This is a genomic window from Marisediminitalea lipolytica, assembly GCF_001758465.1.
Lineage (GTDB): Bacteria > Pseudomonadota > Gammaproteobacteria > Enterobacterales > Alteromonadaceae > Alteromonas > Alteromonas lipolytica.
Genome location: NZ_MJIC01000010.1, coordinates 293,037 through 308,249, shown reverse-complemented (window position 1 = coordinate 308,249; position 15,213 = coordinate 293,037). Strand labels below are relative to the sequence as shown.

At 40.7% G+C, this 15,213-nt stretch carries 9 protein-coding genes; 3 read left to right on the top strand and 6 right to left on the bottom strand.

What is annotated here, in order from left to right; genetic code table 11:
* Positions 1–18: 18 nt before the first annotated feature.
* The 4 genes from BFC17_RS06900 to BFC17_RS06885 form a co-directional block, all read right to left on the bottom strand.
* On the bottom strand, positions 19–2,337 hold the full coding sequence (locus tag BFC17_RS06900; protein WP_070175721.1) for a restriction endonuclease subunit S: 2,319 nt from the start codon (positions 2,335–2,337) through the stop codon (positions 19–21).
* Positions 2,337–3,812, bottom strand: coding sequence for a type I restriction-modification system subunit M (locus tag BFC17_RS06895; protein WP_070175720.1), 1,476 nt, complete (start codon positions 3,810–3,812; stop codon positions 2,337–2,339). Before BFC17_RS06895 ends, BFC17_RS06900 begins: the two co-directional genes overlap by 1 nt.
* A 44-nt stretch (positions 3,813–3,856) precedes the next feature.
* Complete coding sequence (gene hsdR, locus BFC17_RS06890) at positions 3,857–6,301, bottom strand: EcoAI/FtnUII family type I restriction enzme subunit R (protein WP_070175719.1); 2,445 nt, start codon at positions 6,299–6,301, stop codon at positions 3,857–3,859.
* Between the two features lie 290 nt (positions 6,302–6,591).
* On the bottom strand, positions 6,592–7,875 hold the full coding sequence (locus BFC17_RS06885) for a hypothetical protein (protein ID WP_070175718.1): 1,284 nt from the start codon (positions 7,873–7,875) through the stop codon (positions 6,592–6,594).
* A gap of 1,033 nt (positions 7,876–8,908) precedes the next feature.
* Between BFC17_RS06885 and BFC17_RS06875 the strand changes: the two genes are divergently transcribed.
* Positions 8,909–9,883 carry a hypothetical protein gene (locus BFC17_RS06875; RefSeq protein WP_070175717.1) on the top strand — a complete coding sequence of 325 codons (975 nt, stop codon included), beginning with the start codon at positions 8,909–8,911 and terminating at the stop codon, positions 9,881–9,883.
* Between the two features lie 711 nt (positions 9,884–10,594).
* Positions 10,595–11,740, top strand: a complete 1,146-nt coding sequence (locus tag BFC17_RS06870; protein WP_070175716.1) for a RelA/SpoT domain-containing protein — start codon at positions 10,595–10,597, stop codon at positions 11,738–11,740.
* Between the two features lie 311 nt (positions 11,741–12,051).
* Here BFC17_RS06870 and BFC17_RS06865 read toward each other — a convergent pair whose 3' ends face one another.
* On the bottom strand, positions 12,052–12,723 hold the full coding sequence (locus BFC17_RS06865) for a hypothetical protein (protein WP_070175715.1): 672 nt from the start codon (positions 12,721–12,723) through the stop codon (positions 12,052–12,054).
* A gap of 180 nt (positions 12,724–12,903) precedes the next feature.
* Between BFC17_RS06865 and BFC17_RS06860 the strand changes: the two genes are divergently transcribed.
* Positions 12,904–13,737, top strand: a complete 834-nt coding sequence (locus BFC17_RS06860) for a pPIWI-associating nuclease domain-containing protein (RefSeq protein WP_070175714.1) — start codon at positions 12,904–12,906, stop codon at positions 13,735–13,737.
* A gap of 216 nt (positions 13,738–13,953) precedes the next feature.
* Here BFC17_RS06860 and BFC17_RS06855 read toward each other — a convergent pair whose 3' ends face one another.
* Positions 13,954–15,066, bottom strand: a complete 1,113-nt coding sequence (locus BFC17_RS06855; protein ID WP_070175713.1) for a DUF3800 domain-containing protein — start codon at positions 15,064–15,066, stop codon at positions 13,954–13,956.
* Between the last annotated feature and the right edge of the window lie 147 nt (positions 15,067–15,213).

Genomic DNA, 15,213 nt, shown 5'->3' with positions numbered 1-15,213 from the left:
CCTACCAGATAGCCCTATTTACCAATGTTCGATCTCATGTTTAAACTTTTCTTTTAGTACCCAAACACCGTTAGAATGTTTTGTCATTAAACCATCGTCATAAAAGTGGTTCAAAATTCCCCCCAACTCCTGCTCATCAATTGTCTGCAATTTGTACTGTTTGCATTTCTCGACTACACCATCCAAAAGCTCTTGGGCTGTTCTTTTCAAGGATGGCGGAAAGCAAAGAAGGACGATTGCAGCTTTCTGATCTAACTTCACTTCAAATCCAAATGAATTTAGGATTGAAGTTAACAAGCTTCCTAACAAAGGAATTCCCGACAATCCCAATTTATCTTCCACGAAGATAATCGATTTTAAACTCGTAACCAACTGGCTAAATTTTGTATACCTAACGCCCTTATCTCCATCACGGCCCAAAACAGTCAGTCCTGCTGACTTTTTCACCATTCCCAGATAATTATCTAGTGGAATATTTTTTGGCCGGATATAACCTACATATTTCGACTTGCTCCCAAGGGAATCCCAGACAGATTTTAATAACTCGTCTTCACTTAATTTATATTTAGAGTTGTCACTTGGTGGTAGGGAAGTACGACACTGGTTATCAATAGCAATTGCGTCGCAAATATTTCTCTCGATTAAGCAGCGAGCAGCAATCTTACTTGCCAATGCATCTTGCAATTTTTCCAATTTAGACAACTTTTCTAATATACGCTCCTGCTCGTTTTTGGGAGGAATTGGCAGTGCAATATTGAAAAGCTTTTCAGAGACTAATTTACATGTTCCATGAGAGCTTCGATCTACTAAATCTACGATCATGCCCTTAAATGCTTTCATGATAAGGAGCAAATATTCAGGCAAAACCTGGCTAAATACTAAAGCCTTCATATCTTGATTGATTATTAAGGCTTTCTTAGAAATAGCCACAGGAAAAGAATGAGCCAGAATCATTCCTCTTACCACCATCAATAAACTCCCTACTGGAATTATCGAGGCACTTGTGTTGTTAATAGCTTCATCTGTTACTGAATCTAAGGCGCTTTCTATAAAGTCTAGCTTCATATCTTTAGGGGATACCCACGGAACATCTCCGCCCCAAAATTCCTTTTTAGCTTTTGAAGGTGTTCCGCCCCCTAGTATATAACCAAGTTCGCCTAACCGTATCCACGACCAACTATCCGGCGATGAGAACCATCGCTCAGCCTCAGTAATTGGAGCTAAAGGCTTTTGCTTTTTAATTTTCTTATCTTTGATTAACTGCTCTTTTTCTGCGGCGATGCGTTCTAGCAGTTTTGATGCGGGTTCGTCGTTGGGGTCTTGTTTTACCAGTTTGCCCATTACTGCGAGTTGCAGGATGGTTTGTTTAAGCTGGTCGATACTGTCTTCTGTGGAGAATAGCACGTCAAAGTGCTCGCTGATTCGCTTCCAGCTCTCGTTTAATTCATCTGCATCTTTTGCGTTGGTGAGCGTTTCTAGTAGTGACTTTACGAGTGTTTGATGCGCTTCGATACTGGCTTCGGTTTGTGATTCTAGTTGGTCACAGAGAGTCATTAACTCATCAATTTTTAAAACTAATAACCTTTGATGCTTCATCGGGGGTAATGGAATTAAAAACCCTCGAATATCTCCCATTGATATATTGTCATTTGTTGAATTTTTAGCTTCGGAAATTACATTTTGTATTAACTTGGTCTGTAAGACGTATTTGATATATTTAGGCTCTATTCCGCTAAATAGTCTTATCCCTGCAACTCTCTGATTTACAAGTAATGGTTCAGGTAACTTCTCCAGTAAAAGAGACTTACCTACAGTTCCTCCAGTCATAGCCATCAAAAGATCATCTTTAGCAAGCAAAAATGATTCGAGTTTAGGTTCATATTGATAACGAACAATATTCTCCATTTTAAGCCCACGCTCATCAAAATCAGAAATCCTTATGACTCTTGTTCCCTCTTCAACATATTGAGCGCTTTTAAATGCAAATCCTCCCGTGAAGAGTGCAATCTGTTCAAGTTGAACAAATTCCCAATTCATTGGTATTGCATGAGGTTGGGTGAATTCTTTGTTTATAGGCTTAAAATTTTTAACCCTTTTATTCTGACCCAGTAAAGCTCGCTCGGCTTCAATGTTTTCTAATACGACTCTGGCTGGTTCATCAGTCGAATCTTGCGGAAGTAATTTGCCACGAACGGCTAGTTCTATAATAAGTTCTCGTAATTTTTTAATTCCGTAAAGCTCAAGTTTTTTAGAACTTTCCCGCCCTGAAATTGATTTGGTTTTAATAGCTGATGTCCAGACATCCAGGTTTTCAGTAATGATACTTTCTACTGACATTAGACTTCGCCCTCAGCACCTGATGACAGAGCTTCTGCCAGAATGCCTTTTAGCTGATCGCGCAATGCCTGAATTTCTTGCTGCTGTTCTTCGTATTGCTGAAGCAGCTCGTCAGGATCGTGGCTTTCTACTTCGCTTACGTGCGGGTTTTTGATATCCAGGTTAAAATTACGTTCGATGACTTCTTCGATAGATACTTTCCAGGCCTGTTCGTTTTCTACACGGCTGGCAAAACCATCTTCTTCTGTGCCCCACCATTCCTGTTCAGTTTGGAACTCTTCAAACTTCATTGGTTTGGTTTTAGAGTAGTTTTTTACGCCGTCTGGGTAAGGGTGCTCGTAAAACCAAATCTCTTTGGTTGGCTTTCCTTTGGTGAAAAATAGCAGGTTGGTTTTAATGCCTGTGTAAGGGTTAAACACTCCGTTAGGTAGTCTGACTATAGTGTGCAGGTTACATTCTTCTGTCAGCAGCTTTTTGATTTTGGTTTTAACACCTTCACCGAACAGTGTGCCGTCTGGCAACACTACTGCGGCGCGTCCACCGTCTTTCAACACTTCAATAATGAGCTGTAGGAACAGATCGGCGGTTTCCCGCGTTTGCATGTCTGAGGGGAAGTTTTTTTCGATACCGTCTTCTTCTGTTCCACCGAATGGCGGGTTGGTAACGATAACATCAAACTCGCTACCCCAGTTTGAAAGTGGTCGGTTAAGCGTGTTGTCGTGCCTGATTTGCACGGGTACTTCAATACCGTGCAGCATCATATTTGTGGTGGCTAACAGGTGTGGTAGCTGTTTCTTCTCAACGCCGTGGATTTGGTTTTGCAGCGTTTTATGGTCGGCTACGGTTTTTACATATTTTGATTTTACGTGGTCAACCGAGCAGGCCAGAAAGCCCCCTGTTCCACAGGCAGGATCGAATACTTTGTCACCCAGTTTTGGGTCTACCCTGTCTACAATAAAACGAGTTACTGCGCGGGGCGTATAGAACTCCCCTGCATTACCTGCACTTTGCAGATCACGTAAAATTTGCTCGTATATATCACCGAATAAATGGCGTTCTTTTGAGTCGGTAAAATCGATTTCGTTTAGCTTGTTGATTACCTGGCGTAACAGCGTGCCGTTCTTCATGTAGTTGAAAGCATCGGAGAACGCTTCGCGCACGATAAAGCCTCGCGGATTCTTATCAATCGGCGCTGTTAAGTTTTTAAGCGCTGGGAATAGGTCATCGTTTACAAACTCCATTAACTCATCGCCCGTGATACCCTCATCATCGGCTGCCCAGTTGCGCCATAGATAATGCGATGGAATTGGCTCACGGTAATCGTCCATTTCAAATTCCAGCTCTTCTTCCTGGGCATCAAATATCTTTAAGAAGAGTAACCACGACATCTGGCCTAAACGCTGGGCATCACCATCAACGCCTGCGTCTTTTCTCATGATGTCCTGGATGGATTTAATAACGGTACTGATTGACATACTTTCTTATTCTCTGATTCTGTATTTTTCAGCCTGAGCGGTTCTCAGGCTGATTTATCTGGTGTGGTGCTGTAGATGGCTTTTTCCAATTCAGCAATAGCTGCTTCATACTGTTTTGGCCCACCAAACCCTTTCTTGGCAATTTCGATAGGGCGGCCAAATTCTACAACTTTACCTGTTTTAAGGGCGTCTTTGCTTTCCAGAGCCTCTACGCCCTCATCACTGTATTTATTCAACAGTTCATTCAAAACGGCCTGCGCCATTTCGCTGTACTTGGTGAAGTAGTTGCGCTTTTTAACATTGTTTGCGCGTTCTTTGCGCGTTAGCGGAGGCTGGTCGAAAACAACGTGGCATATCATATCAAAGGGATCTAACTCTTTTCCGATTTCTGCTTCCAGCACTTCCCAAATAACCCCTTCGGAGGCTAGTTCATCGATGATGGCTTGTTTGCGCTCGGCGCTGTTCCAGCGCTTGATAAAATCATCAAGGGATGCAAAAGATCTAGTGAGGGTCTTCTTGGTGTAGTCTTTAAATGATTCGGTAACGAGTTTGCCGTCTTCATCATAATACTGAACACGCTCCCCTACTTTCTTCACTGCTACACCGTTGATGTGGTATTTGGTAACTGTCGCTTCTTCGTCGTCATCCCAGCCTGTTTGTGGTGCATCTCCACCTTCCGGAAAATCAAAGTCATCATCGCTGCCGAGATTATCAGGGCTATCTGTAGCGCCTTCAGTTTCATCCTCTGAGTCATGCCCATCTAAAATATCGTCGAAATCAGAATCAGCATCATTGATATCAGTGGGTTTAGCGCTGATGACTTTTTCAGGGATACCATCAAAGCGTTCATCTGCAAACAATTCTGTGGCTTTTTTGAAGTCCAGGATGGTGAACCAGAGCTTGCCAAATTTATCATCGATGCGCGTGCCTCTACCGATGATCTGTTTGAACTTGGTCATACTCTGAATGTTCTGATCGAGCACGACCAGCTTACAGGTTTTTGCATCAACACCCGTTGTCATAAGCTCTGAGGTAGTTGCGATCACAGGATAAGTACGTTTGGGGTTTATGAAATTATCCAACTGGGCTTTACCAATGGCATCATCACCTGTGATCTTCATTACGTACTTATCGTTTTTGGCATACTGCTCTGGGTTACAGTTAATCAACGCCCTGCGCATTCGTTCGGCATGGTCGATGTCGTTACAGAACACTATGCTTTTTGCCAGTGGATCAGTTCGCTTAAGATAATTGGTGATCGTCTCTGCCACCAATTGTGTGCGCTCATCGATGACTAAAGAGCGGTCAAAATCTTTCTGGTTATAGATGCGGTCTTCAACTTCATTTCCGTGCTTATCAACCTGCCCTTTGGTTGGTCGCCAGCCTTGTAAGTCGATATCGAGATCTACGCGAACCACTTTGTAAGGGGCAAGAAAACCGTCTTCAATGCCTTCTTTTAGTGAGTACATATAAACTGGTTCACCAAAGTAGTCGATGTTAGACACCTCATCGGTCTCTTTGGGTGTGGCGGTTAAGCCAATTTGAGTAGCAGATTCAAAGTATTCAAGAATTTCGCGCCAGGCACTTTCTTCTGATGCACTACCTCTGTGGCACTCATCAATCACGATAAGATCGAAGAAGTCAGGATCGACTTGCTTATACGCTTTCTGGCTTTCGTCGGGGCCAGTTAGTGCCTGATATAGCGCTAGGTGAACTTCGTAAGCAGGATCGACTTTTCTGCCTGTGATTTTCGTCATCGCCTGACCGAATGGCTGAAAGTCGTTAATACGGGTTTGATCTACCAAAACATTCCGGTCTGCCAGGAATAAAACACGCTTTTTCGCTTTGGCTTTCCACAAGCGCCAAATGATCTGAAAGGCGGTATAGGTTTTACCCGTGCCTGTTGCCATTACCAGCAGAATACGATCCTGCCCCGCCGATACTGCTTCTACTGTTCTATTGATTGCCTGTAACTGATAGTAACGAGGGGATTTGCCAGAGCCGTCATCGTAGTAATCCTGAGTGATAATGGGTAACTGGGACTCTTTATAGCCTTTGTACGCACAGTATTTTGCCCATAGCTGGGCAGGTGTTGGAAAGTCTTCTAACTTGATTTCGGTTTCAAGCTGCTGTGGATTCGTTTTGTCATGAAAGATAAAACCATCGCCATTGCTGGCAAAGATGAAGGGCACATCGAGTAACTTGGCGTAATCCAGCCCTTGCTGCATCCCTTTGCCGATTTCGTGCTTATTGGCTTTGGCTTCTATAACAGCCAGGGGCATTGAGGGTTTGTGATAGAGCACGATATCAGCGGATTTTACTTTTTTACGTGCAGCCACCATTCCACGAACAACGACTTTACCATCACGCAGTTTTACTTCCTGGCGGATCTGGGTCATATCGTCCCAACCAGCTTGTTTAACAGCAGGCATGATGAACTTAGAAATGATGTCCGTTTCTGATAGCGCCTTTTTATTCACTGAACTCATACGTACCCCGTACTCGGCTCATATGAAGGACTTTTATCAGTTATCTTGCAGAAAACGTGGCGTGTCCTTTCTGTATGAACGTCTAATCCTTTTTGTTCTTTATCAGGGGATTGGCATCCCCTGAAGATATTAAACAAAAGTATCAGAACATCAGATATTTGTCATGCGTATTCAAATAACAATGACATTGGTTTAGCTATTCAAAACTGTGACAAGAATGCTTAATTTATAGATAGTTAAAAAGCCTGTGAAGAATCACTGGCTTAGTCTAACCATTAAAATATCTGACCTTAATCAATGTATATCGCTGACGGAATATACCCACCATTTGCCGCTACAGCCCCTTTTATTTGCTTAATAGTAAAATGAAAATCAGCAGTGAAATATTTAAGTATCTCAATCATTCCGTCGAATACCTTGTGGCGTTCCTCAAATTCAACCAAAATGCTTCTATCACATCCCTTAAAGTTATCAGAAAATGTCTGAATCTCAGCGACGTAGTTAAACTGCTCTGTATAGAATAAGCGTACGTTCAAATACCTTATGGTTTCTGGCACCAGTTGATCGTCAGGGTTAAGCTCAAAACCACCTTCATCTCTGGACAATTTAACTACGCTTTTAGTTTTAATTGGATTATTTAGTCTAATTTTTGTTCCCAATTGCTCCTCATGATCCCAGACACACTTCCCTACAATCACATACTCTTTGACAGGCATATTATTTCTTACCATTCCGAGCTTCTTGCCGAAAATAAATGTAGAACCACTAGGTAAGATATTCGCATAAGACTTACTTTCTACCAGTTGTTTAAACCTACATATGGCAATAAATTTACCGATAGCTTCTTTGCGATTTTGATACACGTTGCTAAAAGAGAGGTAAAAGCCCTTCTCAATACTAGCTAAAATTAGGGGGAGCGTCACAGGATTGCTATCAGTCGAACCCCATTGGATTTCATCCCCCTTTATTACAGCTTTGCGAATGTCTTTGTTCATCAGTAAATCACCAAAGAATTTATCGTCCTGTTGTATATCATCTCTACCTAAGAGTGTCGCGGCTGAATCACACCATTGTTGGAAGTGCTCGCTACTAAGCAACAGGTTGAACATTTTTATTTTATGTTCCTTTATGAGCCGTTTATTTTTTTGTTCTATAGACTTGTTTATGTCAGCCTGTTCAAAAAGAGAAGTTTCTTTAAACTCGGGAATTCCTTTTTCATTGACGTAGATATTACTAAGTACCCTATCAATAAACGTATCCGTATTAAAAAGTTCGAGTATTCGGCAAAAATGCAGTTTTAGCCCGTTATCAATGAAATCAATCCCTAGGGCCTCTAGAGTTGTACGTTCTCCCTCTAACCAATAACTTGTTGAGTTCGAAGGTATCCCATACATTTCTTTAATTATTTCAGCTTGTTCAATGGTAAGTAGCCTCCTAGCCCCTCTTAACTCAGAAATACGCGATGGATCTAAGTTTAGCTCTTTAGCCACCTGACCTGGACTCGAAATATTACAGGCATGGTCAACATAGTGCTTAGAAATTTGCTTATTAAGTTTGCTTTCAGATTTATTCATTTGTATCTCCTTTTTCGACCAGCCACAGAGTATTATTTTTGCAATTACAAATATAACGTAAATAATGCGTAATTATTACAACTCAAAATAAAGTAAATTAAATTCAATAGCTTAATTTATCCCCATGATGACCTTAGGTGCGTTTTGGTTTGCCCTTTGCCATATTTCTCTTCAAGTGAAGCTTCTTAACGTTGAAGACATTAAATATGGAGGCTTCATGCAATCTAGAAAAAGACAACTCATTCAGCTGTTGTGTGCGTTGAGTGCACTGTTACGGAATATTGGAGATGTAGTATTTGCGGTATTCGTAATACAGCTGATCACTCAATTTGAACCGCATCCTTCATACCCTTTCTTGGGTACTCGCGGTTATCTAACCATACTGCTCATTTATCTCTTGTCACTGGCATGTCACATCAGTGCTGAGCAATTGAAAAAGAGCAAATAAAACTGAGAGCACCTTCGTGGTGCTCTTTTCTTTGCTTTTATCTTTTCATCGCAGATGTAAACCAGCAAACACCAAAGGGGTTTGCAAAACAGCTTGAGCAACGCTCAACAACTACTGCGAAGAGAATAGATGTGTGAAACATATCTGTTCGCGTAGCGGGAGTCAGCATCGCAGATTAAGCCTAATTTTCGTTTGCTTTAGCAAACCTGGTATAAGTTGAGAAACAACTGATACCTGCCTGAGTATCGTAGATACGAATGTTGCGAGGTACATCCGAAGCAATGCTTTTCCCGAAGCAACAGAGAGGGAAAATTAGGCTTAATCAGCGGTAGCTGACTCCTAGGAAAACTTCTGTCGCCGTCGCAGAGCGACAAGTGGCAGAGCAGCGACGAGTCGCGTCAGCTCTGCCTTGCAGAAGGTTTACTACAACGAAGTTGTTGGCATTTTCCAGCCGGAAAATGTTGTTGCTAAGCGGTATGCTTAGCATGGCGAAGCCAGGGCAATATGCAAAGCATACTGCCCTTCTCTGCTGATTTCTCATTGATGGTTTCTATGTACTGATGAAACTAAATCAAGGAGAAACAAATGAACTATATGGAACGGGCCATCGAATCGTCGATGCGCCATATCGGAAACACAGTGGCGTCTGATCCAGGCACTCTGGGGATGCTAAGAGAGAACGCTGTGCTGGCGATACTGGGAACATTTCGGGTATCCAGCAAAAGAGTCATTCAACACCACCTGGGGTTACGCCGCGAAGCGGTTAACAAGCTCATCAATCGCATGAAAAAGAAGCAACTCATTGCAGTCCATGCTTCTTTTGCTAACACGGATAACGGCTACATCCTGCTAACCTCTCACGGTATCAGAGAAGCCGAATTTTTGTTAAACCGTGAACTGCATATGCGCTCCGACGCGAGCAGAATCAACGAACGGAACCTGATACATGACCTTTCAGTACAGTTGGTAGTTCTTAATCTGGCCAAGCACCAGAAAATCTCTGGATTCGCGTCAGAGGCCGATCTGGCAGTAACGTTAGAACACAGAGGCAATGACCCTCGACTAGTAGACGCTATTGCCGTGGATGCCGTTACTGGGTGCAAAATTGCCATTGAGATGGAAACATCAAATGCAAAGAATAAATCCAATGGTGACTTACGAAAGAGAATACTACTGAAGTATTTGCAGGAGCTGGAAAGTAATGATGGGCTGTATGAATTTGTCTACATGTACAGTCATCGCCAACGGTTTCTGACCCAAATTGAAAAGGCGCATTCCAGAATATTTACCAGCAATCAATCATCCTTCAGTGAAGCCCAGCAAAGACTACTATCTACAGGCATTAAATTCAAAGCCGCCGAATGTGACCTCATCTATGAGTTAATGTTTAACAGCAAGCGGCAACTGGGGGACGACAAATCAGAAGTCTCTCGAAAGGACGAATACCTCAGGCAACTAGCAGAGTTGGAAAAGCTTGCTAAAAGCACCCAGGACAGGATAGTGGAAATAAGGTTAGATGGATTTCGTGATGCAGGAAAGGCATTGGGATTGTTAGATTAAAGCTGAACAAGTGACCTCAGGGAGCCAACTGGCTCCCTTCCTATTATGTCCACTTCTTTTAGCTTCAAGAAACATTGAATATCGCGATGATAAGCAATGAAACTTTAACGCACATACCTCTATGTGCATCGAGTCAGCGGAAAGCGCCGTTGAGGTTTACGGCACTTTCAATAAAGTTCCCACTTGAGTTCATGAACCACAAGTAGTATGGAGCAATGATGGTGCGACTCAGCTATATATAAGTAGTCTCATGCTAGGAAAATTTTTCAGCATAATTTACGTGATTTTGAAAATCATATTTGGAGTACAATTTTTAGCGTTGAGAGTTAATGTGATCGCGACATATTCCCAGCTCAGCACTTTTAACGGTACGCCTAAAAGTATTGCAAACATAGGAGACGTAAAGATGACGTAGAGAACAAGTAAATAACTGGTGTTGGCCCTTACCATAATTAGCGGGCTAGACTAAGCAGAGAGTCTATAAACCTCGGCACACAGATGAAGCTTTAGCTTTGTCCCATAAGGCGTACCGTCCTTTTTTGCTATTAGAACTTAGTAAGGCCAGAAGTATCGATTATTATCGAGATTTAGTTGTGCCCGCTATCTAGGATGTGCGAAAAGTGAATATTTCCAAATCCTTAGCAAAGGCCTTTTATTTTATCCAATTGATGTGTAGCCTTTCAGAATGACTACTACAGCAGGCAGTTTAACTTGCGAAAAAGCGGAGCACCTTATTCGGGAAAACAGATCACCAAAGCTGGCAAATTCCTAGCTTTTGGAGATTATAACGACAACAGTTCTTTTAATCATTGCTTTGACATACTAGTTTTTTGGAGAGGTGAACATTCAGACTCTCTCGAAGAGGCCTTCTCATTACTTCAAAGGACTGTTAAACCGATAGAGAAAGATGCCCTTTTTGCAAAACGTCTTAAAAGGTATGTCTCAATCGTGTCTAAGCTTCAGCGATTTGAAAATATGACTTTAAAGAAGATGCAGGATATTGGAGGTTGTCGAGCTGTAGTTTCAAGTGAAAAGAAAGTCAGGAAGATCGTCAGGGAGTTAAGGAAAAGTAGAACTTTCAAATATCCTGATAGTCGATTCAGATATAAGGACTATATCGAAAATCCTAAAGAAGACGGATACAGAAGCTACCATATGATAGGTCAGTTTCCATCCAAAGATAAATCTCTAAAAAACATTGAAATCCAGATAAGAACTTACCTTCAACATTACTGGGCCACTGCGCTTGAAATAATTGATCTTTTTACTAATCAATCTTTGAAAACTAATCAAGGAAAAAAAGAATGGGAAGACTTCTTTAAGCTTGTAGGTAGTTTATTTGCAATTTTAGACAGAGTTCCGAGTTACCATAATTTGAGCATTGAAGACCGAATTAGTGGATATTTCATTAAATCTGAACAGTCAGAAGCGGACACAGGCAACCAATTAGACAATCTAGCCAGAATAATAAGAAAGTTAGACATTGTTCGACTATTCTCATCGTTCGCAAACTCATTAAAAATCGTAGGTGATGAACTAAATGATCATGAAGAAGCTGGATACATCTTGCTAGTAATTGATCCTGATAACGAGCAGTTAGAATATACTATCTTTGATAATAGAGACTCAGTATCTGCACAAGAAAAGTATGCTCACCAAGAAAGCATTGCAGCATCACCTCACAACAACTTAATTGTAGCTTTGGTTTATACAAGTAGCATTGAAGACGTAAGGGAGGCATATCCAAATTTTTTTGCCGATTCGACAAAATTCATAGAACACCTAAACACTCTTATTCATGCTGAAAAAATAGTAAAGCAAAGCGCCATAAGAAGAACAATGTCTAAGCTTTTCTAATCTGGACTAGTGCGATTACCAGGGGGTACTGATGGTATAAGTTAGATTAGACACAACTTCATCTGACACTCCTCATAACAGAACGTTACTAAATCGGCCCGTTAATTCAGACTAGTAGCAGCCGTTGAGTCTAAATAATTAAAATGACCGTTGTGTACGTATTGCAAACGTTAGCACATTGATAATTAGGTGAAAAACAAGGAGTGTAAAGGGAAGATTTCATATTCTTTTCCATGAAAATATAATAGTTTTTCAGAGGAAACGGGGATTACTATGAAGTCTCAGTAATTAGCAGTAATGCATATAGTCAGCTATGTTGCACCAGTTGATGATTTGAAATCTTCATAGGTCATCTCTATTGAGCTTTCGAGTGGCGAAAAGTTCATTGCAAGGACGCGCTCTGATTCATATGACCTTGACCAAAGGATATCGTCTTTCTTGACCTTAGCTTTTATTACGATCCTATTTTCAAGCGGCGTTTTACTAGAGGGGTGGTGGTAAGCAAATGTTTTAGCAATTTCCAAGTCTGATGACCATGATTGGCGCATCCTAAACCGACCAGTTGTGTATTCATCTAAACTACAACCTCGATAAACGGTTGTATATTCGCCGTCTAAATCAACTTCGTTTATTTTTTCTTCAATCAAGACAACGGGAAACCAATTGTCCGTTCCTCTATTAGTGTGTTCATAAAGACTTTTGGATAGCTCAATTCCTTGAAGAGTTTGCCAATCTTTGAAGCAGTCAAACATTGCTTGGAGAAATTCGTTTAGAATAGGGCTTCCATTTTCAAAGAACAATTTGTTGAAATCATCGACAGTAGCCTGATTAACTTTAACTTGGTGCGAATGCTCATAAAGCTTTTCTAGTTCAACATCTATAAGGTACTGTTCAGTGCGGGAAAAGCTAGACATTTTGTTTTCAAAGTGCTCCCAGCAGATCTTCATTTCAGATTTTAGGCATTCAATGATTTCTTGGTTCATAAACAGTGTATCATTGTTGTTTTGTGCAGATATTATACATAACAAACTGTATGAGAGGGTTTCGCAACGAGTGGCATTTTTACAATGCGTTGTATTTAGTATTTAAGGTGGTATCCAGGAACATCGGTATTACGTTGCTGCCCCCTTAACAGAACGTTAAGTTGCTATGATGAATCGAGTATGAAGTTAAAGAAATTAAGATTGATTCCAGAGGTAGCCCAGCTCTACTCTCATTTAGAAAGTGATTTTGAAAAGGAAATATACACTGCCGCACTCAGAAATTATTGTAGCATGGGCAATCCGATTAGATTTAATAATTTTGCCTTCGTTATGCGAGAACTTCTAACTAAAGTGGTTGATCGGCTAGCACCAACGGAAGATGTCAAAAGAGCCAAGTGGTATTCAAAGGAAAGTGAAGACTATGAAGTTACTCGCAAGCAGCAGCTAAAATTCTGTGCGCAAGGCTATTTTGTTGACTCCGTTCTTCCCGACTGGGTAGAAAAAGAGGTTGATGAATTCATAAAGGAATACTTAAAACTTTATAGAAAGCTCAATCAATTTACCCATATAAGCGAAAAATACAAAGGGTTATCTCCAAAAAAAGCATTTTCGTTTTTGAAAGATCTTGTGATTACTTTTTCTGCAATACTATCCACTCTCTCCGATGTAAAGAGTGATATTACGAAAGAAATAGAGAGCGAGATTCATGATATTGTCTTCAATAAGCTCATGTTTGAATCGCATGAAGCACTTATAGAACTGTCTAGTCAGACCATTGTTGAAGGTATAAACATAGAAGGATACTGGCTTTCACGGGTGGAGCCGGATTGCATTATATTTGAAGGCGAGGGTTACGTAGAGTGTGAATTAAATTACGGATCTAAACATGACGGTGTATCAATGAGTCATGATGTTCCTTTTTCTTTTAGCCTTATATCTAACATAGAAAAAGTAGCAGAACTTAATTTTTACGAACAGGGTATGTATCTGGACAATAGTATTTTCTATGAGTAGCAACTTAACTTAACTAACGCGTCAGTAATGATGCTAGCAAGATCGCGCCTATTACGCGGGCGTTGACTGTCACATTTCGCTGTTACAGAAGCGGAGCGTGCAGCAGAATTCCAATCCGTTGAACGTCTGCTGTGTGTCTTTCTATGCCTGCCTCAGCTGGCTTTAAGTCAACTGTGTATGTGAAGCAGATCATTGGAAGCCAGTTTAGTTAATGGGCTAGTATCCAACTTTTTCGCAAACAAAATAGTGTCGCTGACGCTCAGCTTCCGTGTTTACAACAGTAAAAAAACCTCTGCTGGTTTCATCGGAAGTCGTCAGAATTCGATTGAGTGCTTTAAATGTGGCTAACTGATATTCAGTAAGACTATCTAAATCCAACATTAGCTGTTCATTGTTTGTATCTTTCAAATAATTAAAATATTTACCGAGAAATCCTGCTACAACATCAGAAACTTGAACGCCCCTACAATGATGTGATTTGACGAATTGGTGATTCATAATTGGTTTAATCCCGTATTCCATAGGGAAGCCTGCTATGAGTTGCTCTATATGCTCTTCTTCATCGAAGATATGTCGGGAATTCTTGAAAATATATAGCTTTTGAAGGTAATAGACTAAGAAATCATCAATTAATTCTTTGCCATGACCACCTGAGATATAAGGTAGTTCCTCCAATGTTAATGAGGTTTTGAGTAGGTCCGTCAACATTTTAGACCTTTGGACAGGAAGAACGTCTGAATGTTGTTCTGATAACAATATTGTCCAAAGACAGAATTCATCACGCTTTTCCTTAGACACATCAGGATAATTAAAATCTGCTAACTTCTTCAGGAATTCAGCGCTGTTTAATAGGGCAATTTCGTAAAAATCACTTTTTAGTTGCAGGTGATATCTTATAAATAAGGGGTTGTTGGCCTCACCTATTATGGAATCCAAGATATCTATGATTGACCAGTAAAGTACATTCAAGTTGAAGTAGTGAATATAGTATTGCTGCACATCTAGCCACTCCAATACTTGCTTTAACTTTTTCGACTTAAGCATATCGAGGAAACTCCCCTTTGCTATCTGGTGAAGCTTAAGTTCTTTAGCTGTTTTCTGAAGCTTCAGAGAGTCAAAAAGGGAATCAAAGTCGGAATCATGACTAACTCCCCTACATGCTATCCCCGCTAGAATAAAATTATTGGGCTGATTAACGTTTAATCCGCAATCCGTGAGGTAGAGCCTCCTAACATTGTTAGTTTCGTCATAGAAAAAAGTATAAGTATCATCTACACCTTGTAACCTACCTAACTCAATAATTCTGCTGCGCAAAAAGCTAATATCCATATTTATACTAATTTACCTTTTCTTAGTAGGGCCATATGTCCCCCCTTAGTCTTCGCATAATAACAACCCACATATTCAACTTCGCTAAATTTTATTGAGGAGGAAGTTGTCTTGATAGTTTCAAAGAGGACATCAAAGTAAACAATG

Excerpts from the sequence above, each read along its gene's own strand:
- BFC17_RS06900 (WP_070175721.1), bottom strand. The coding sequence starts at position 2,337 with ATGTCAGTAGAAAGTATCATTACTGAAAACCTGGATGTCTGGACATCA.
- BFC17_RS06895 (WP_070175720.1), bottom strand. The coding sequence starts at position 3,812 with ATGTCAATCAGTACCGTTATTAAATCCATCCAGGACATCATGAGAAAA.
- hsdR (WP_070175719.1), bottom strand. The coding sequence starts at position 6,301 with ATGAGTTCAGTGAATAAAAAGGCGCTATCAGAAACGGACATCATTTCT.
- BFC17_RS06885 (WP_070175718.1), bottom strand. The coding sequence starts at position 7,875 with ATGAATAAATCTGAAAGCAAACTTAATAAGCAAATTTCTAAGCACTAT.
- BFC17_RS06875 (WP_070175717.1), top strand. The coding sequence starts at position 8,909 with ATGAACTATATGGAACGGGCCATCGAATCGTCGATGCGCCATATCGGA.
- BFC17_RS06865 (WP_070175715.1), bottom strand. The coding sequence starts at position 12,723 with ATGAACCAAGAAATCATTGAATGCCTAAAATCTGAAATGAAGATCTGC.
- BFC17_RS06860 (WP_070175714.1), top strand. The coding sequence starts at position 12,904 with ATGAAGTTAAAGAAATTAAGATTGATTCCAGAGGTAGCCCAGCTCTAC.
- BFC17_RS06855 (WP_070175713.1), bottom strand. The coding sequence starts at position 15,066 with ATGGATATTAGCTTTTTGCGCAGCAGAATTATTGAGTTAGGTAGGTTA.